General features: G+C 63.0%; 21 protein-coding genes. 18 read left to right on the forward strand and 3 right to left on the reverse strand.

Annotated elements, in window-relative coordinates; all coding sequences use genetic code 11:
- Positions 1 to 206: 206 nt before the first annotated feature.
- The 13 genes from flhB (at position 207) to ACP7EY_RS03040 (ending at position 13,259) form a co-directional block, all read left to right on the forward strand.
- On the forward strand, positions 207 to 1,421 hold the full coding sequence (gene flhB / locus ACP7EY_RS02980) for a flagellar biosynthesis protein FlhB (RefSeq protein ID WP_426190314.1): 1,215 nt from the start codon (positions 207 to 209) through the stop codon (positions 1,419 to 1,421).
- Complete coding sequence (gene flhA / locus ACP7EY_RS02985) at positions 1,418 to 3,532, forward strand: flagellar biosynthesis protein FlhA (RefSeq protein WP_426190316.1); 2,115 nt, start codon at positions 1,418 to 1,420, stop codon at positions 3,530 to 3,532. Before flhB ends, flhA begins: the two co-directional genes overlap by 4 nt.
- Before the next feature lie 201 nt (positions 3,533 to 3,733).
- A complete protein-coding gene (gene rfbB / locus ACP7EY_RS02990; RefSeq protein ID WP_426190318.1) occupies positions 3,734 to 4,813 on the forward strand; it encodes a dTDP-glucose 4,6-dehydratase in 1,080 nt (359 codons plus the stop codon).
- Positions 4,810 to 5,703, forward strand: coding sequence for a glucose-1-phosphate thymidylyltransferase RfbA (rfbA, locus tag ACP7EY_RS02995; protein WP_426190320.1), 894 nt, complete (start codon positions 4,810 to 4,812; stop codon positions 5,701 to 5,703). The genes rfbB and rfbA overlap by 4 nt, the downstream gene beginning before the upstream one ends.
- 2 nt (positions 5,704 to 5,705) lie before the next feature.
- Positions 5,706 to 6,251, forward strand: a complete 546-nt coding sequence (gene rfbC, locus ACP7EY_RS03000) for a dTDP-4-dehydrorhamnose 3,5-epimerase (RefSeq protein WP_426190322.1) — start codon at positions 5,706 to 5,708, stop codon at positions 6,249 to 6,251.
- Entirely contained in the window at positions 6,248 to 7,120 is an 873-nt protein-coding gene (rfbD, locus tag ACP7EY_RS03005) for a dTDP-4-dehydrorhamnose reductase (RefSeq protein WP_426190324.1), read from the forward strand. Before rfbC ends, rfbD begins: the two co-directional genes overlap by 4 nt.
- Positions 7,121 to 7,276: 156 nt before the next feature.
- Entirely contained in the window at positions 7,277 to 8,581 is a 1,305-nt protein-coding gene (gene flhF, locus ACP7EY_RS03010; protein WP_426190326.1) for a flagellar biosynthesis protein FlhF, read from the forward strand.
- Positions 8,574 to 9,410: a MinD/ParA family ATP-binding protein gene (locus ACP7EY_RS03015; RefSeq protein ID WP_426190328.1), complete on the forward strand. Its 837-nt coding sequence runs from the start codon at positions 8,574 to 8,576 to the stop codon at positions 9,408 to 9,410. The genes flhF and ACP7EY_RS03015 overlap by 8 nt, the downstream gene beginning before the upstream one ends.
- A gap of 16 nt (positions 9,411 to 9,426) precedes the next feature.
- Positions 9,427 to 10,155: an RNA polymerase sigma factor FliA gene (locus ACP7EY_RS03020; RefSeq protein WP_426190330.1), complete on the forward strand. Its 729-nt coding sequence runs from the start codon at positions 9,427 to 9,429 to the stop codon at positions 10,153 to 10,155.
- A complete protein-coding gene (locus tag ACP7EY_RS03025; protein ID WP_426190332.1) occupies positions 10,137 to 10,883 on the forward strand; it encodes a flagellar motor protein in 747 nt (248 codons plus the stop codon). The genes ACP7EY_RS03020 and ACP7EY_RS03025 overlap by 19 nt, the downstream gene beginning before the upstream one ends.
- A gap of 6 nt (positions 10,884 to 10,889) precedes the next feature.
- Entirely contained in the window at positions 10,890 to 11,648 is a 759-nt protein-coding gene (gene motD, locus ACP7EY_RS03030; RefSeq protein ID WP_426190334.1) for a flagellar motor protein MotD, read from the forward strand.
- Positions 11,649 to 11,750: 102 nt separating this feature from the next.
- Positions 11,751 to 12,275 (forward strand): hypothetical protein, encoded by a 525-nt coding sequence (locus tag ACP7EY_RS03035; RefSeq protein WP_426190336.1) that lies wholly within the window; start codon positions 11,751 to 11,753, stop codon positions 12,273 to 12,275.
- Positions 12,276 to 12,485: 210 nt separating this feature from the next.
- A complete protein-coding gene (locus ACP7EY_RS03040; RefSeq protein WP_426190338.1) occupies positions 12,486 to 13,259 on the forward strand; it encodes an N-acetyltransferase in 774 nt (257 codons plus the stop codon).
- A gap of 52 nt (positions 13,260 to 13,311) precedes the next feature.
- Here ACP7EY_RS03040 and ACP7EY_RS03045 read toward each other — a convergent pair whose 3' ends face one another.
- From ACP7EY_RS03045 to flgA, 3 genes are all read right to left on the reverse strand, one after another.
- Positions 13,312 to 13,776: a flagella synthesis protein FlgN gene (locus tag ACP7EY_RS03045; protein WP_426190340.1), complete on the reverse strand. Its 465-nt coding sequence runs from the start codon at positions 13,774 to 13,776 to the stop codon at positions 13,312 to 13,314.
- Between the two features lie 6 nt (positions 13,777 to 13,782).
- Positions 13,783 to 14,082, reverse strand: a complete 300-nt coding sequence (gene flgM / locus ACP7EY_RS03050) for a flagellar biosynthesis anti-sigma factor FlgM (RefSeq protein WP_426190342.1) — start codon at positions 14,080 to 14,082, stop codon at positions 13,783 to 13,785.
- Between the two features lie 103 nt (positions 14,083 to 14,185).
- A complete protein-coding gene (flgA, locus tag ACP7EY_RS03055; RefSeq protein ID WP_426190343.1) occupies positions 14,186 to 14,887 on the reverse strand; it encodes a flagellar basal body P-ring formation chaperone FlgA in 702 nt (233 codons plus the stop codon).
- A 174-nt stretch (positions 14,888 to 15,061) separates the two neighbouring features.
- Here flgA and flgB point away from each other — a divergent pair, with 174 nt between their 5' ends.
- The 5 genes from flgB to flgF are packed head-to-tail and all read left to right on the forward strand — an operon-like array spanning position 15,062 to position 18,952.
- Entirely contained in the window at positions 15,062 to 15,481 is a 420-nt protein-coding gene (gene flgB / locus ACP7EY_RS03060; protein WP_426190344.1) for a flagellar basal body rod protein FlgB, read from the forward strand.
- A 2-nt stretch (positions 15,482 to 15,483) separates the two neighbouring features.
- Positions 15,484 to 15,885, forward strand: coding sequence for a flagellar basal body rod protein FlgC (flgC, locus tag ACP7EY_RS03065; protein ID WP_426190346.1), 402 nt, complete (start codon positions 15,484 to 15,486; stop codon positions 15,883 to 15,885).
- Between the two features lie 18 nt (positions 15,886 to 15,903).
- Entirely contained in the window at positions 15,904 to 16,590 is a 687-nt protein-coding gene (locus ACP7EY_RS03070) for a flagellar hook assembly protein FlgD (protein ID WP_426190348.1), read from the forward strand.
- A 43-nt stretch (positions 16,591 to 16,633) separates the two neighbouring features.
- A complete protein-coding gene (locus ACP7EY_RS03075; RefSeq protein WP_426190350.1) occupies positions 16,634 to 18,166 on the forward strand; it encodes a flagellar hook protein FlgE in 1,533 nt (510 codons plus the stop codon).
- 45 nt (positions 18,167 to 18,211) lie between these two features.
- Positions 18,212 to 18,952 (forward strand): flagellar basal-body rod protein FlgF, encoded by a 741-nt coding sequence (gene flgF / locus ACP7EY_RS03080; protein ID WP_426190352.1) that lies wholly within the window; start codon positions 18,212 to 18,214, stop codon positions 18,950 to 18,952.
- Positions 18,953 to 18,989 lie beyond the last annotated feature (37 nt).

An 18,989-nucleotide genomic window follows, 5' to 3' on the forward strand; every position in this document is an offset into this window, starting at 1 on the left:
CGTGAATCTTTGCAAAGTAATTGGCCGCGCCGTCGGCTCTATACGACAGATTGATAATTGAGCAATTCGTTAAATGGCCGTCACTGGCCGATATGCCGCCACTTCACATCGCTATTCTCTTGATTGCTTGCAAGCATCATCTTGCATAATGCTCCTTGTCGTCGCCGCGCCTGTTCTGGTGGGCGGGCGATGTACACGGAGCAACCATGGCAGAAGAAAGCGACGCAGAAAAAACCGAACCGGCCTCAGAGAAGCGCCTCGAGCAGGCGCGTGAGGAAGGCGACGTTCCCCGTTCGCGCGAACTGGCCACGTTCGCCGTGCTGATGGCGTCCGGCGCCGGCCTGTGGATGACGGGCGGCGGCATCCTGAAAAGCCTGAGCACCGCCATGGTGTCGGGCCTGGCCCTCACGCGCGAGCAGGTCTACAACCCGGACGTGCTGCTGCGCCGGGTCGGCGGCGACATCGCCGACGTGCTCATCACGTGCCTGCCGGTAGCGTTCGCCGTCATGCTGGTGGCGCTGGCCGCTCCCCTGATGATCGGCGGCTTCCTGTTTTCCGCCAAATCGTTCATGCCCAACTTTGGCAAGCTCAACCCCGCGCGGGGGCTGGGCAATATGTTCTCGAAGAACTCGCTGGTCGAATTGCTCAAGGCGATCGCCAAGACCATCGTGGTCGGCGCCGTCGCCTGGCTGGTGGTGATGAGCCAGAAAGACGCCGTCATGGGACTGGCGGTCGAATCGGTCAGTGCTGGCAGCATGCATGTGATCCAACTGCTCGGTGCGGCATTTCTGTTCATCGTGGGCGGCCTGGGCTTCATTGCCGCCATCGACGCGCCGTACCAGATCTGGCACTACGCCGACAAGATGAAGATGACGCGCCAGGAAATGATCCAGGAGCACAAGGAGTCCGACGGCAACCCGCAAATGAAGGGCAAGATTCGCCAGATGCAGCGCGAAATGTCGCGCCGCCGCATGATGGCCAATGTGCCCACCGCCGATGTCGTCGTTACCAACCCGACCCACTACGCAGTGGCGCTCAAATATGCCGACGGCCAGGGCGGGGCGCCGCGCGTGGTCGCCAAGGGCGCCGACGACGTCGCCGCAAAGATCCGCGAAATCGCCCGCGAAAACGGTGTCGCCCTGCTCGAAGCGCCGGCCCTGGCGCGCGCCCTGCACCAGCACACCGAGATCGACGACGAAATTCCCGAAGCGCTGTACGCGGCGGTGGCCGAAGTGCTGGCCTATGTGTTCCAGTTGCGCGCCTACAAGAAGGCGGGCGGGCGCTATCCGGACCGGCCGACCCGGCTGGCCGTGCCGCGCCAGCTCGATCCGCACGATCCGCTGTTCGAGAGCAAATTTGGCAAGCCCGCCAGCGACAATCCCGATAACAATACCGACACCGCTAACGGAGCGACTCCATGAACAACACCATCCGACTGCCCGCCTGGTTAAGCGGCCTGGCCAACAGCGGCAGCGCCCTGGCGGCGCCGGCCATCATCATCCTGCTGCTGTCGATGATGATCCTGCCGCTGCCGGCCTTCGTGCTCGATGTGTTCTTCAGTTTTAATATCGCCCTGTCGGTGATCGTGCTGCTCACCAGCCTGTACACGGTCAAACCGCTGGACTTCATGGCCTTCCCGACCATCCTGCTGGTGTCGACCATGCTGCGCCTGTCGCTCAACGTCGCCTCGACCCGGGTGGTGCTCACCGAGGGCCACACGGGCGGCGCCGCCGCAGGCAAGGTGATCGAAGCGTTCGGCCACTTCCTCATTGGCGGCAACTACACGGTCGGTATCGTGGTGTTCATCATTTTGACGATCATTAACTTTACCGTGGTCACCAAGGGTGCCGGCCGGATCGCCGAAGTGGGCGCCCGCTTTGCCCTCGACGCCATGCCCGGTAAACAGATGGCCATCGACGCCGACCTCAACGCCGGCCTGATCCCCGAGGACGAAGCGCGCCGCCGCCGCCTGGAAGTGTCGCAGGAAGCCGAGTTCTATGGCGCCATGGATGGTGCCTCGAAGTATGTGCGCGGCGATGCCGTGGCCGGCATCATGGTCACGGTCATTAATATCGTGGGCGGCCTGCTGGTCGGTATCCTCCAGCATGACCTGGGCTTTGCCCAGGCGGCCCAGACCTACACCCTGCTGGCCATCGGTGATGGCCTGGTGGCGCAGATTCCTTCGCTGATCATCTCGGTCGCCGCCGGTATCGTGGTCTCGCGCGTGGCCAGTGACCAGGACATCGGCGCCCAGTTGACCGACCAGCTGTTTGCCAAGCCGCAAGTGCTGTATATCACGGGCGGTATCATCGGCGGCATGGGTCTGATTCCCGGCATGCCCAACCTGGTGTTCCTGCTGCTGGGCGGCGGCCTGGCGGCGATTGCCTACGGCATCAACAAGAAGCGCGCTGCGAGGCCGGCCCTGGAAGAAGCGGCGGCGGCGGCCGCCGCCGCGGGCGCGGCAGGTGCGGCCGCCCCCGCCAATGAGCAGGAAGAAGCGAGCTGGCAAGACATCATGCCCGTCGACACGCTCGGTCTGGAAGTGGGTTACCGCCTGATTCCGCTGGTCGACAAGGCGCAGGGCGGAGAATTGCTCAAGCGCATCAAGGGCATCCGCAAGAAATTTGCCCAGGAAGTGGGCTTCCTGGCGCCGCCCGTGCACATCCGCGACAACCTGGAGTTGAAACCGTCGGCCTACCGTATCACCCTGAAAGGGGTGGAAGTGGGCAGCGGCGAATCGCTCAACGGCCAGTTTCTGGCGATCAATCCCGGCATGGCCAGCGGCACCTTGCCGGGCCTGGTGACGACCGATCCGGCCTTCGGCCTGCCCGCCACCTGGATCGATGCCAGCCTGCGCGACGAAGCGCAAAGCATGGGCTACACGGTGGTCGATGCGGGCACCGTCGTCGCCACCCACCTGAACCACCTGATCACTTCGCACGCGTCGGAGTTGCTGGGCCGGGCCGAAGTGCAGGCGCTGCTCGACCACCTCGCCAAGGAATCGCCCAAGCTGGTGGAGGACCTGGTGCCGAAAGTGGTGTCGCTGTCGACCTTGCAGAAAGTGCTGCAGAACCTGCTCATCGAAGGCGTGCACATCCGCGACATGCATTCGATCATCGAAACCCTGGCCGAGCATTCCGTCCACACGAGCGACCCCAACGAGTTGACCGCGCTGGTGCGGGTGGCCCTGGGCCGCGCCATCGTCCAGCAATTGTTCCCAGGGGCCGCCGAACTGTCGGTGATGACCCTCGACAATCGCCTCGAGCGCCTGCTGATGCAGGCCATGGGCGCGGGCGGCGACGGTAGCGGCATCGAGCCGGGCCTGGCCGACACCATCGCCCAGCAGGCCGGCAATGCCGCCGCCCAGCAGGAAGCGATGGGCCTGACCCCCGTGCTGCTGGTGCCGGCGCCACTGCGCGCCTTGCTGTCGCGCTTCCTGCGCCGCGCCTTGCCGCAATTGAAAGTGTTGTCGCACAGTGAAATCCCGGAATCGAAAACGATCCGTGTCACCAGCCTGGTGGGCGCGGGCTGACCGTTGCGCCGTTCGCAAAAAGGCAGGCCGTTGGTCTGCCTTTTTGCATTTATGCGGGCGCGCAAGTGCGCACTGGCGCCGAGGGGCCAGTATAATCGCGCCTGCGCCAGCCTGTAGCCAGTAACATTGTGGCCTGATGGCATCAAGCACTGCCAGCAATTTGTTAAAATTGCTTCTTATTTAATTTTAGTCGAGAGCAACATGATTCTAGTAACTGGTGGTGCCGGATTTATCGGTTCGAACTTTGTTTTACAATGGCTGCTGCAAACCGATGAGCCCGTTGTCAATCTCGACAAACTGACCTATGCGGGTAATTTGAACAACCTGGCCAGCCTGCGCGACGATCCACGCCACATTTTTGTCAAGGGCGACATCGGCGACACCGACACCATCGCCGCGCTGCTGCGCGAACACGCCGTGCGCGCGATTGTCCACTTCGCTGCCGAAAGTCACGTCGACCGCTCGATCCACGGTCCGGCCGCCTTCATCGAAACCAATGTCAACGGCACCTTTGGCCTGCTGGAAGCTGCGCGCGCCTACTGGTCGGCGCTGCCGGAACCGCAGAAAGCCGATTTCCGCTTCCTGCACGTATCGACCGATGAAGTCTATGGCACGCTGGGACCGAACGATCCGCCGTTCACGGAAACCACGCCCTACGCACCGAACAGCCCTTACTCGGCATCGAAGGCGGCGTCCGACCACCTGGTGCGCGCCTACCACCACACCTACGGCATGCCGGTGCTGACCACCAATTGCTCGAACAATTACGGGCCATATCATTTCCCGGAAAAACTGATCCCGCTGGTGATCACCAATGCCCGCGCCGGCAAGCCCCTGCCGATCTATGGCGATGGCCAGCAGGTGCGCGACTGGCTGTTCGTCACCGACCACTGCACGGCGATCCGCCGCGTGCTGGCGGAAGGCACGCTGGGCGAGGTCTACAACGTCGGTGGCTGGAACGAAAAAGCCAATCTGGACGTGGTGCACACCTTGTGCGACATCCTTGACGAACTCGATCCCAAGCCGGAAGGCAGCTACCGCGACCAGATCACTTACGTCAAGGACCGCCCCGGCCATGACCGCCGCTACGCCATCGATGCGCGCAAGCTCGAGCGGGAGCTGGGCTGGAAGCCGGCGGAGACGTTCGAATCGGGCATCCGCAAGACGGTGCAGTGGTACCTGGACAACCAGCCGTGGGTGAGCAACGTGCTCTCCGGCGACTACCAGAACTGGCTCGACAAAAATTATGCCCAGCGTGCGCTGGCAGAGGGGACCGCATGAGCAGCATCGTAAAACGCAAGGGCATCATCCTCGCCGGTGGTTCGGGCACGCGCCTGTATCCGGTGACCATGGCAGTATCGAAGCAGTTGCTGCCCGTGTACGACAAGCCGATGATCTATTACCCGCTCAGCACCCTGATGCTGGCCGGCATCGATGACATCCTGATTATCTCGACGCCACAGGACACGCCGCGTTTTCGCGAGTTGCTCGGTGACGGCTCGCAGTGGGGCATCAATCTCAGTTACGCAGTGCAGCCAACGCCCGATGGCCTGGCCCAGGCATTTATTATTGGCCGCGAATTTGTCAATAATCAGCCATCGGCGCTGATCTTGGGTGACAACATTTATTACGGTCACGATTTTCACAAGCAATTGCACGAGGCCTCGAGCCGCACCACCGGTTCGACCGTGTTTGCTTACCACGTGCACGATCCGGAGCGCTATGGCGTGGTGGAGTTCGACGCCGCGCGCCGCGCCGTCAGCATCGAGGAAAAACCGCTCAAGCCGAAATCGAACTACGCGGTGACAGGGCTGTACTTCTACGACAATCAGGTATGCGACATCGCCGCCAACATCAAGCCATCGCCGCGCGGCGAGCTGGAAATTACCGACGTCAACCGGGTCTATCTCGACCGTAACGAGCTGACCGTCGAATTGATGGGCCGTGGCATGGCCTGGCTCGACACGGGTACCCATGAGTCGCTGCTGGAGGCGGGCCAGTTCATCGCCACCATTGAAAACCGCCAGGGTTTGAAAGTGGCATGCCCTGAAGAGATCGCTTACCGGCAAGGCTATATCAATGCCACGCAACTGGAAGCGCTGGCTCAGCCCTTGAAGAAAAACGGCTATGGCCAGTACCTGCTACGCCTTTTGAATGACCAAATTTACTGATCATGCAGATTATTTCTACCAGTATTGCGGACCTCCTCATTCTCGAACCGACCGTGTACGGCGATGAGCGTGGTTTTTTTTACGAAAGTTTTAATGAGCGCAAGTTCCGGGAAATGACGGGCGTCGATACCCCTTTCGTTCAGGACAATCATTCCAAGTCCGCCAAGGGCGTATTGCGTGGGCTGCATTATCAGCTGCAGCAAACCCAGGGCAAACTGGTACGGGTGGTGGCCGGCGCCGTGTTCGACGTCGCCGTCGATATCCGCAAGAGCTCGCCCACCTTCGGCCAGTGGGTCGGCGTCGAATTATCCGCTGACAACAAGCGCCAACTGTGGGTGCCGCCCGGGTTTGCCCATGGTTTCGTGACCATCAGCGATCACGCCGAGTTCCTCTACAAAACCACCGATTACTGGGCGCCCGAATTTGAGCGCAGCATCTTGTGGAACGATCCTGCCATCGGCATCGACTGGCCGATGGATGTGGCGCCGCAACTGTCGGGCAAGGACAAGCTGGGCAAGCTGCTGGCCGATGCCGAGGTGTTTGCATGAAGATCCTCATCACTGGCACCAGCGGCCAGGTCGGTTACGAATTGCAGCGCAGCCTGCAGGGCCTCGGTGAAGTGATCGCCGTCGATCGCGCGCAGATGGACTTGAGTGACCTGCAGCAGGTGCGCGACGTGATCCGCGCCGTCAAGCCCACCCTGATCGTCAATCCGGCCGCCTACACGGCAGTCGACAAGGCCGAGAGCGAGCCGGCACTGGCGATGCGCATCAACGGCGAAGCGCCGGCCGTGATGGCCGAGGAAGCCCGGCGCCTGGGCGCCGGCATCGTTCACTACAGTACCGACTACGTGTTCGACGGCAGCAAGCCGGGCCCGTATGTCGAGACCGATCCGACCTGTCCCATCAATGTGTACGGCGCGACCAAGCTGGCCGGCGAACAGGCGATCGCCGCCGGCGGCGTGCCGCACCTGATCTTGCGCACCAGCTGGGTGTATGGCACGCGCGGCAAGAATTTTCTGCTCACGGTGCTGCGCCTGGCCGCCGAGCGGGACGAACTGCGGATCGTGGGTGACCAGTTCGGCTCCCCCACCTGGAGCCGCACGATTGCCGATACCACTGCGCTATTGCTGGCGCGCCTCGATGCCCGTGAAGGCTTGCTGGCGGCCATGGCGAGCGGGCAGGGCGGGATCTACCACCTCACCTCTGGTGGCAGTACTTCCTGGCATGGTTTTACCGAGCAGATCGTGGGGCACGCCTCGGTGGCGAAGAAGCCGACCGTGACGGCCATCCGTACCGAGGAGTATCCGGTGCCGGCCAAGCGGCCGCATAACTCCGTGATGGCCTGCGCTCGCCTGGCCGACCTGGGGGTCCATGTGCCCGAATGGCAGACCGCGCTGGCGCTGTGCCAGGGGTGATGCGTCTGGCGGGCGCTGCCGCCGCGACGAATAGCGCCCGAATCACCCGCCTTTTCCCCTGATGGTTTCCTAAGAGCATCGTCAATAATTGACACTGTGAGAAACGTCGGTGCCGCATGGGCGCGCACCGGCCGGCTTTCCCCAGGAGCATGCTCGATGAACGTCAAAAAATTTACCGCCGCCACCTCGCGTGAAGCCTTGCGCAAAGTGCGCGAGGCGCTCGGACCCGATGCCGTGATCCTGTCGAACCGCCCGGTCGACGGCGTCGTCGAGATCCTGGCGCTGGCCAATGACGACGTCGCTTCAATCTCCGCGCCGTCCCACGCCAGCGCGATGGACCAGCCCGCACCGAGCCTCGACCACGGCGCCCCTGTCAGCTATGCCAACCGGCGCGCACCGGCGCCGCCGCCGCAGGCCCAGGCCGACAGCATCGACATGGCCCGGATCAGCGCGATGATGTCGTCCGCCATCGCCCATGCGAAGGACAGCGCCGCCGCCGAGATGTCGGCCGTGATGCATGAAGTGCGCGCCATGCGGGGCTTGATGGAAACCCAGTTGGCGGCGATTTCCTGGGGCACCACCGCCCAGCGCGAACCGGCCAAGGCCAATGTGCTGCGCGACATGCTGGCGGCGGGCTTTTCCGCCACCCTGGCCCGTTACCTCATCGAAAAAATGCCGTCCGGTAAAAACGCCCAGGACAGCATGCGCTGGATTAAGACCGTGCTCGAACGCAATCTGACCAGCATGACCAACGAAGACGAAGTGCTCGACAAGGGGGGCGTGTTCGCCCTGGTCGGCCCCACCGGCGTGGGCAAGACCACCAGCACCGCCAAGCTCGCCGCCCGTTGCGTGATGCGCCACGGCCCGGAAAAGCTGGCGCTCATTACCACCGACGCCTACCGTATCGGCGGCCACGAACAACTGCGCATCTACGGCAAGATCCTCGGCGTGATGGTGCACTCGGTCAAGGACGAAGCGGACTTGCGCATCGCCCTGAAGGAACTGCGCAACAAGCACACGGTGCTGATCGACACGGTGGGCGTGTCGCAGCGCGACCAGATGGTGACTGAACAGGTCGCCATGCTCAGCGAAACGGGCGCCGATGTGAAGCGCCTGCTGTGCTTGAACTCTACCTCGACCAATGAAACCCTCAATGAAGTCGTACGCGCCTACCAGGGCAGCGGGCTGGCCGGTTGCATCATGACGAAGATGGATGAGGCGGCGTCGATCGGCAATGTGCTCGATGTCGTGATCCGCCAGAAACTGCGCCTGTTCTACATCTCGAATGGCCAGCGCGTGCCCGAAGACCTGCACCTGGCCGACCGCGCCATGCTGATCGACCGCGCCTTTCGCCTGACCCGCGACACGGGCGCCAGCCAGTTCGAGGACAGCGACCTGCCCCTGCTGATGGCCCAGGCCGGCACCATGCAGCACGGCCTGCGCGAGGTGTCACATGGCTAATTTCGATTTCGACCAGGCCGAGGGCCTGCGCCGCATGCTGGCGGGGCCGAAGCCCCGCATCGTCACTTTCCTGTCAGCCCATCCGCAAGACGACAAGGGCGCCATGCTGGTCAACCTGGGCGCCTCGCTGGCGCGCGCCGGCAACGACGTGCTCATCGTTGACGCCTGCCACACCGAATACGGCGTGGCGCAGCGCCTGGGCGTCTCGCACGGCGCCAGCCTGCTGCAGGTGGCGCGCCAGGAGTGCGCGCTCAATGAAGTGGTGCGCCAGGCGCCGCAGGGCTTTGCCGTCACCAGCATGAAGGGCCGCGACAGCGCCGAGCGTTGCGGCCTGGACGATGCGCGCCGGCTGGCGAAAAGCTTCGATGTGCTGGTCAAGCAGAGCGGCATGGTGATCGTCGACGGCGAATTTGGCGCCGACGGCAGTTTTCCCGTGCCCATCATGGACAGCGCCGAGATCGTCGTCCAGGTCGGCACCAGCGCGGCGTCCATCACCGCCGCCTACAGTTTGATCAAGCGATTGTCGCAGCAATTGGGGCGCCGCCCCTTCGGCGTGCTGGTCACCGGCGCGACAGAAGCCGAGGCCAAGGTTGTATACGATAATATGTGTTCTGCAGCAAGCCGTTACCTGGCCGTGCAACTGACTTCGATGGGGTCGGTGCCGGCCGACGAATACCTGCACCGTGCCGCCCGCCTTGGCCGCGCCGTCGTCGATGCCTTCCCCCTGGCTGGCGCGTCGGTGGCGTTCCGCCAGCTGGCCGGACGCTTCGCGCGGGCAGGCATGCCACCACTCGGCCATACAGGGGGACAGACCCGGTTTGGCGCTTAAGAAAACAGTCGCTTACATGTACAACGTCAAAGGGAAAGCCGACAAGAACCAGTTACTGACGGATAACATGCCGTTGGTGAAGCGGCTCGCCCATCACATGAAGGCGAAGTTGCCGCCCAGTGTGGAAGTGGACGACCTGGTGCAGGCCGGCATGATCGGCCTGCTCGATGCCATCTCGCGCTACGAAGAAACCCACGGCGCCCAGTTCGAGACCTACGCCGTGCTGCGCATCCGCGGCGCCATGCTCGATGAATTGCGCAACAGCGACTGGTTGCCCCGGTCGATGCGGCAAAACATGCGCAAGATCGAGGCGGCCATGGCCAGCCTGCAACAGAAGCTGGGCCATCCTCCCACCGAATCGGAAGTGGCCAAGCTGCTCAAGCTGTCGCTGGCCGACTACCAGGACATGCTGGCCGACGGCGGCGGCCACCAGTTGGTGTACTACGAAGACTTCCACGACAACGAGGGCAATGACAGCTTTCTCGACCGCTACGCCGTCGATGATGACGACCCCTTGCGCGCCTTGCTCGACACCGACTTCCGCCAGGCCGTCATCGATGCCATCGACGGCCTGCCGCCGCGCGAAAAAATCCTGATGGGCTTGTACTACGAAGAAGAAATGAATCTGAAGGAAATTGGCGCCGTCATGGGGGTCTCCGAATCACGTGTGTCGCAATTGCACACCCAGGCGGTGGCCCGCCTGCGCGCAACTCTCCGGGAGCAGGCATGGACTGGGCCAGCGTAATCGGGCTGGCGCTGGCGCTGGCCGGCCTGTTCGTCGGCCACGCCATCGACGGCGGCAAGTTCGCCTCGCTGGTGCAGCCGGCCGCCTTCGCCATCGTCGTCATCGGCACCGCCGGCGCCGTGCTGCTGCAGACGGAAGCGCCCACCTTCGTGCGCGGCCTCAAGATGCTGCGCTGGGTGTTTCGGCCGCCGCCGAGCCAGCGCCAGAAACTGGCCCGCGATATCGTCAACTGGAGCCAGATGGCGCGCCGCGACGGCATGCTGTCGCTGGAGCCGCAGATGACACGCACGAGCGACAAATTCGTCAAAAAAGGCCTGCGCCTGATGATCGACGGCATCCACCCGGACAAGCTGCGGGGCCTGCTGGAAACAGAGATCAGCGCCTACGAATTTTCCCAGCGCCAGGGCGCGCGCATCTGGGAGTCCGCCGCCGGCTATTCGCCCACCATCGGCATCATCGGCGCCGTGCTGGGCCTCATTCACGTGATGGAGAACCTGTCGGACCCGTCACGGCTGGGCGCCGGCATCGCCGTCGCCTTCGTCTCGACGGTGTACGGGGTGGGCCTGGCCAACCTGTTTTTTTATCCCGTAGGTAACAAACTCAAGTGCATCGTCGCCGAGACGGTGGCCCAGTACGAAATCTTGCTCGAAGTGTTTTACGATCTTGCCAGCGGCGACCATTCGCGCGTGATCGATGAGCGCGTCGCCAGCCTGCTCTCGCGCGACTAAGGTGCCATGGCGCGCAAAAAATACGTCGAGGATGCCGAAAATCACGAGCGCTGGCTGATTTCCTACGCCGATTTCATCACCTTGCTGTTCGCCTTCTTTGTCGTCATGTACGCCGTCTCGGTGGTCAACGAAGGCAAGTACCGCAGCCTGTCGGACGCCCTGGGCAGCGCCTTTGGCGGCAAGGGGGGGCCCGATGCCGGCGCGCCGCGCGCCGAAATCGCCGCGCCGATCGCCTTGCCCAATATCGTCGCCAAGCGGCGTGCCGAAGCGATGCGGCGCGAGCGCGAGCGCTTGACCAGCCTGGCGCGCGACCTCAGTTCGACCCTGGCGCCGCTGGTCAAGGAGGGCAAGGTGCGGGTGACGCAAAACAGCCGCGGCGTCAGCGTCGAGATCAATGCCAGCGTGCTGTTCGATTCCGGCGACGCCACCCTGACGGCCGATTCGCGCGAGGCGCTGGCGGCACTGGGGGTGTTTCTGCGCAACGATCCGCATGCCCTGCAGGTCGAGGGCCATACCGACAACCAGCAGATCCGGCGGCCTGCGTTCCCGTCGAACTGGGAACTGTCGGCCGCCCGCGCCGGCGCCGTGGTGCGCCTGTTCGCCGATGCCGGCGTGCCCGCCGAGCGCATGACGGTGGTGGGACATGGCTCGAACGTGCCCGTGGCCACCAACGACACCGCCGAGGGCCGTGCGCGCAACCGGCGGGTGGCGGTGACGATCCTGTCGGCCGTGCCCGATGCCAGCACGGAAATCGCGCCGCGCTGACCCGGTCCGTCGTTCCACCCCATTTGTAATTTAGAGCAAACCCACTTTGCCAAGCCCCTGGGAGCAGTGCACAATGCGGCCATTCTCAGCCTGGAGCAGTCGATGTTCAAACCCCTTCAACAGCGCGCGAAACTGTGCGTCACCATCGCCGGCGTGGCCGGTCTCCTCGCCATTGCCACCATGAGTGGCGGGGCCGGCGCCCGCGATGGCGTCAGCCCCGTGGTCAGCAGCAAGATCGCCGTCGAATCGCGCGACGGCCAGGTGCTCGCCACGCTCACCATCAACAACCAGGGCGAGCGCGCGGTGTACGTGCCGCGCGTGCTCACGCAAGAAGGCGAGCCGGAAGGCCGGCTGTTCGAGGTGCGCGACAGCTCGAACGGCGATCCGCTCGACTTCGTCGGCATGATGGTCAAGCGCCCGCCACCGACCAGGAAAGATTTCGTGGCAATCAAGCCGCACAGCAAGCTGACGACCACTTTCGATATCAGCAATTCCTACCGCTTCGTCAATGGCCGCCATGCCTACCAGATCAGCGTGGCGAGCAGCTATCTGACCGATTTGAACAAGCTTGAGCAGCACACGCAAATTGAGCCGACGTCCGCCATGTTCGCCCACGTAGGCCAGTAAGATACCTGGTCAAATTTGCATCGAGTGGTGTCCGCTGATGTGGCGTGAGACTGGGCGACAGTTTGCGCCAGAGGCGTGTATCTGATTGGTTTGCATACCCCGTGCGTTAATGATGTGAGCAGGCATTTTGGAAAATAACTTTGTCCGACTTTCCAATGCTCCAACATTAGTGCGTAGAATCGGGTTCCTACAAAATTCAAGGACCAACCCATGAACATTCATGCAACTGCCATCGTTTCTGCGAATGCTGTAATCGGCGACAATGTCGAAATCGGCCCTTTTACTATCATCCATGATGATGTGCGTATCGGTGACAATACGACGATTGGCAGCCACTGTGAAATAGGGCTACCCACCGCGCTGGCCAAAAATCCGACATTGACCATTGGAGCCAATTCGACGATTCGTTCGCATAGCATCCTTTATGCAGGTTCGACGTTTGGCGAGCGGTTGACAACGGGGCATCGTGTAACAATTCGTGAAGGTACACAAGCTGGCATCAACTTTCAGCTTGGTACACTTTCCGATATCCAAGGTGACTGCGTGATTGGCGATTACGTGCGTACACACAGCAATGTGCACATTGGCAAGCATTCGGTCGTCGGTAATTTTGTGTGGATCTTTCCGTATGTCGTGTTGACCAATGATCCGCATCCACCAAGCGATGTCTCGGTAGGCTGCACCATCGGCGATTACGCGGCGATTGCGACGATGTCGGTGATCCTGCCAGGTGTGTTAGTAGGCGAACATTCGCTGGTGGCGGCTGGCAGCGTTGTCGGAAAAACTGTCGAGCCGCACACGGTGGTGGGAGGCGCGCCGGCCAAGTTTCTTTGTGCCACTACGGTCATTAAACTGAAAGACGGCACCGAACGTCCCGCCTATCCGTGGCCGACGCATTTTCATCGCAGCTATCCGGAGGCAATTGTCGCAAAATGGCGCGATGAATTTCCCACGAATGGCGTTGTTGGACCAACCGGGCTTTGACCAATACGCTCTTGCAGATGCGCGGCCGGTTTAGTCGACGCCGCGCACCGCTTTAACCGACCACGTAGCGCCGTGACGGCCCGCCCGCGGTGGCCTGGCCGTTGGCGCCATAGAAGCCCGCGTCGGTGCTGCCGGTCGGGGTGCGCATGGCGTTCAGGGCCACCTGGGTCATGGTCAGCTGTTTGTTGATCAGCATGCCGTTGACGCGGTTGAGTTCCTTGGCGGCGCGGGTGCGGTTGAGCAGGTCGGTCCACTGGGCGCGCGCTTCGGCGCCCGCTTCGAGCAGCCAGTCGGCCATGCCCGTTTCGCTGGCGGCAAAGCCGACGCTGCCCAGCGCCAGGTGGCGCCGGCTGGCCAGGGCGGCCGCCTGCTGCACCAGCGCGGATTTTTGCGGGGTGATTTGATCGAGCCCATCGCTGTCAGCGCTGACGAGGAACTGCTGTTCCTGTTGCATCAAGCCGATCAGGGAACCGATCGTCTGTTGTTCGTCGAGCAAGGTGGCAAGTGGGCTGGTCATGGGCGTTTAGCGTTTGCGAGAGTGCAGCAGGTCGCGGACTGTTTCCAGCAGGCCGTCAGCCACCTTCTCGGAGTTGACTTGAAACTGGCCATCGGCGATGGCCAACTTGATGCGCTCGACTTTTTTGCTGTCGAACACGGCGCTGGCGCCGTTGGTGCCGGCCAGCGCCTGGCCTTGCGAGGACAGACGCACGCTATCGGTCGGCGGCTGGCTCGTGGCCGCCGCGCGCTCCGCATTGCGCGCGCCGGCAGCCGTGGTGCTGGTCGGCAGTGCTGGGGTGCTTTTCGGGGTGTCGTTAATTTTCACAGCATCTTCCTCTCTGGCCGGCGCAAGTAGCGCCGGGATATGACTAGGTAACGGCGTTGCAGTCCGAAACTTTAGCGCACATCAAGCGGACTTTCTGTAGCGACTAAAACATCACCTCGACCAGGCCGCCGAGTTGGGCAATTCCGCTGATGACGGCGCCGGCCGCCGTGCGCACCTGCACCACCTGGCCTTCGCCTGCCGTGCCGATCGCGCGTCCTTCGGCCGACACCTTAAAACCGGCGCCGCTCGAGACCACGCGCACCGCCTGGCCCTGCTGCACCACCGGCTTCGACTTCAAGCCTGTCAGGCGCAACGGCGCGCCTGACGGCAGCGACATCGTGCTGGTGCGGCCGATCGCCTGCCCCATGTCGGTGACGACGCCAGTGGGCAGCGCCGCCAGGTCGCCCTTGAGCATGACGAGCTGCGATTGCTCGATGGGCTGGCCCTGCGCCAGCGGCACGGCGGCGGCGACATACTCGCCCAGCACCGACACCTTTGCCTGAATATACACTTTCCATGCCGTCGGCGCACTGCAACGCAGGCCAACCGTGGTATTTCCCCACACCCGGGCGCCCGCTTGCAGGAAGGCTTCCGGGGCAGGGCAGGGCGCCAGTTGCATGCGCGAATCGAGCGGACGCAGCTCGACCGTGACCTGGCCCGGCAGGCCGGCGCCTTCCTTGAGCAGAAATTGTTCAGCCACGGTTTTCAGGACCGCCAGGTCCTGGTGGCCCGGGGTCTGGGCATGGCACAGCGGCGTCGCCAGCAGCAGCGCGGTGAGCAGGAGTAACAGGGGCGGTTTGGTCATGGCAGGAGCGGGATCAGCCGCAGGGCTTGGAGGAATGATGCCATCTTAGGCCTCATGATTCTTGGGTGAAACATCGAATAGCCCCCGTTTGGCGCGCCTTTTCCTTCGATTGAGTTGCCGTGCGTCTACGTACTATCGATCCTGTTCTCACAAGTGCACCCACCCGGAGCGGACATGGTTAGCAAACTCGACGATTATCTGCGGTTCAACGAAGCCGCCCTCAGCTTGCGCTCCCAGCGCCAGCAAGTGCTCGCCTCGAACATTGCCAATGCCGACACGCCCAATTACAAGGCACGCGACATCGACTTCGCCAGCGCCTTGCAGGGTGCCTTGCACAAAGCCACGCCGGCCGCGGGCAGCCTGGCCACCAGTTCGCCCCAGCACCTGCAGGCGGTGGCGAGGGGCAACGCCCTGGCGGACGGCACGCCGCTGCTGTACCGCCAGAACGCCCAGGGCGCGGCCGACAACAACACGGTCGACATGGACATCGAGCGCAACCAGTTCGCCGACAACGGCGTGCGCTACGAGGCAGGGATCACCATGCTCAACCACCAGATCCGCAATCTGATGGCGGCCATCCAGGGAGGCCAGTAAGCATGTCGCTATTTAATATCTTTAATGTGTCCGGGTCCGCCATGAGCGCCCAGGCCCAGCGCTTGAACGCCACCGCCAGCAACCTGGCCAATGCCGACAGCGTCACCGATGCGTCCGGCAAGGCCTACCGGGCCAAGCAGGTGGTGTTCGAGGCGGTGCCGATCGAGGGCGGGTCCACCGCCGTCAAGGTGGCGCAGGTGGTGGAAGACCCCAGCCCGCTCAGGCAGCAGTACGACCCGAAACACCCGATGGCCGACGACAAGGGCTATGTGTCGATGCCGAACGTGAACGTGGTCGACGAAATGGTCAACATGCTGTCGGCCTCGCGCTCCTACCAGACCAACGTCGAAACCATGAACGCGGCCAAGACCATGCTGCTCAAGACCCTGACCATCGGCCAGTAAACCTTTGACTGAACTCCTATGACAACGATCGACACCAACGCCGTATCCAGCGACCTGATGGCCACCATGAACGCCAAGAAGACCACCACGGTCGATGGCAGCGTGGAGGCGGACACGAATAAATTCATGACCCTGCTGGTGACCCAGCTGAAAAACCAGGACCCCATGAATCCGCTCGACAATGCGCAACTGACCAGCCAGCTGGCGCAGCTGTCGACGGTGACGGGCGTGAACAAGCTCAACACCACGCTGGAGTCCTTGAAGAGCAGCTACCAGTCGTCGGAAGCGATGCAGGCAAGTAATATGATTGGCCACAGCGTGCTGGTCGAAGGCACCTATGTCGACCTCGCCACCAGCCAGGGCGTGATGGGGGTCGACCTGGCCACCGCCGCCGATTCCGTCAAGCTGATCGTCACCGACACCACCACCGGCAAGGACGTCGACACCGTTGATCTGGGCGCCAAGGCGGCCGGCACCTATCCGCTGCTGTGGGACGGCATGCCCGAAGGCGCCACGGCGGCCCTGAAAGACGGCCGCTACCTGATCCGCGTCGAAGCAACCGCCAAGGGCGAATTGCTCAAGGACGCCAAGGCGCTCTCGCTCGACACCGTCGCCAGCATCACCTCGAACGCCACCAGCGGCGTCAAACTGAACCTGCCGACCAAGGGCATCGTCTCGATGGCCGATATCAAGCAAATTTTGTAAGTCGTTCGCAATCCATCTACCTCATCTATAGCAGGAGCACACCATGTCTTTTCAACAAGGTCTTAGCGGTCTGAACGGCGCTGCAAAATCGCTCGACGTCATCGGCAACAACATCGCCAATGCCAGCACGGTCGGCTTCAAGGGGTCCCAGGCCCAGTTTGCCGACGTGTATGCCAATTCGCTCAATGGCGCCGGCGGCAACCAGGCCGGGATCGGCACCAAGGTTTCGCAGATTGCCCAGCAGTTCACCCAAGGCAATATCGAATCGTCCAACAACCCGCTCGACATCGCCATCAATGGTGCCGGCTTCTTCCGCACCACGGTGGCCGGCGCCACCCAGTATTCGCGCAATGGCCAGTTCTCGCTCGATAAAGAGGGCTATATGGTCAATGCCCAGGGCGCCAAGCTGACCGGCTACCAGACCGGCCCGACCGGCAACCTGCTGGCCGGCTCGCCGGTGCCGATCCAGATCAGCACGGCAGACTTGAAGCCGGTCGCCACCACCACCGTCAAGACCGAGCTGAACCTCGATTCGCGCGCGGAAAATCCCACCAAGTCGCCGTTCGACGTCAACGACACGGCCACCTACAACAAGCAGATCCCCATCGATGTCTACGATTCGCTGGGCAATCCGCACGTGATGAGCTCGTACTATGTGCGCACCGATGCGGGCAAGTGGGACGTCTACATCGCCAATGACGGCATGGAAATCAATAATTTGAGAGTGGCCGCCGCCGCCCAGGGCACCACCGCCCCGTTCAGCGCCGTCAATACCGCCCGCGACGCCTGGCGCGCCGCCGTGCAGGCCGTGCCGGCCAATCCGACCACCATCGCCACCGCCCTGAGCACCTACGCCGCCGCCGCCTCGGCCATGGTGGTCGCCGCCGCCGCCGATCCTGCCATCGGCAACGCCACCGCGGCCCAGCAGGCCAACATCGCCAGCGCCGCCGTGCTGTCGGGCAATGTGTTGGGCAACACGCCGGAAGACGTCGACAAGGATATCGCCGCCGCGGTCAGCCTGCAGCCAACCAAGGTCGGCACCCTGCTGTTCGATGCCAAGGGCACCTTGTCGTCGACCACCGCGCCGCTGTCGGTGAACCTGACGATTTTTCCGCCCACCGGCGCCGCCGCCGTGCTGCCGCTGACCTTGAACTACACGGGATCGACCCAGTACGGCGCCGCCACCAGCGAAAAGCAATCGATCCAGGACGGCTACACGGCCGGCCACCTGCAGCGCTTCTCGGCCAGCGCCGACGGCATCATCCTGGGACAGTACAGCAACGGCCAGTCGCAGGCGCTGGGGCAGGTGGTGCTGGCCAATTTCGCCAATCCCAATGGATTGTCGCCTTTGGGCAACAATGCCTGGGCTGAAACCAGTTATTCCGGCGTCGCCCTGATCGGCACGCCCACCTCGGGCAGCCTGGGCGTGCTGCAATCGTCGGCGGTGGAAAATTCCAACGTCGACCTGACGGCGGAACTGGTCAACATGATCACGGCGCAACGGGTCTACCAGGCCAATGCGCAGACCATCAAGACCCAGGACTCGGTGCTGCAGACGCTGGTCAATCTGCGTTAATGACTGGCATGTTGCTGGCGGCGAACGCGTAATCAAGGGATCATCATGGACCGTCTCATTTATACCGCCGGCAGCGGCGCCAAGCACATCCTCGAGCAGCAGGCCACCGCCTCGCACAACCTGGCCAACGTCAGCACCACGGGCTTTCGGGCCCAGGTCGACGCGTTTCGCGCCGTGCAGGTCGAGGGTGGCACCTTGCCGACCCGGGCCTTCGTGGTCAATTCGACCAGCGGCACCGATTTTTCCGCCGGGCCCCTGCAGGCGACCGGGCGCGACCTCGACGTGGCCATCCGCGGCAAGGGGTTCATTGCGCTCACCATGGCCGACGGCAGCGAAGCGTACACCCGCAGCGGCGCCCTCAACATGAATGAAAACGGCCTGCTCACGGGGCTGGGCGGGAATGCCGTGGCGGGCGACGGCGGGCCCATTTCGGTGCCGCCGGACGTCAACGTCGCCATCGCCGGCGACGGCACCATCTCGACCATCGAAAAGGGCACCAAGCCGGGCACCCCCACCGTGCTGGGGCGCCTGAAGCTGGTCAATCCGGCCGAGGCCGACCTGGTGCGGGGCGACGATGGCCTGTTCCGCCTGAAAGACGGCAAGCCGGCCGAGGTCGATCCGACCGTGTCGGTGGCCGGCGCCATGCTCGAGGGCAGCAATGTCAATCCCATCGACTCGATGGTCAGCATGATCTCTTTGGCACGTTCGTTTGAGATGCAAATGAGCATGATGAAGAACGCCGAGAATAACGCCGCAAAAGCGACTCAGATCCTTGCTTTGAGTTAACGCTCTGCGCCGTATAGTGATCGTGTGCATGGCGCCT

Origin of the sequence: Massilia sp. DWR3-1-1, from assembly GCF_049898325.1 — a bacterium.
Classification (GTDB): domain Bacteria; phylum Pseudomonadota; class Gammaproteobacteria; order Burkholderiales; family Burkholderiaceae_D; genus JAFCUW01.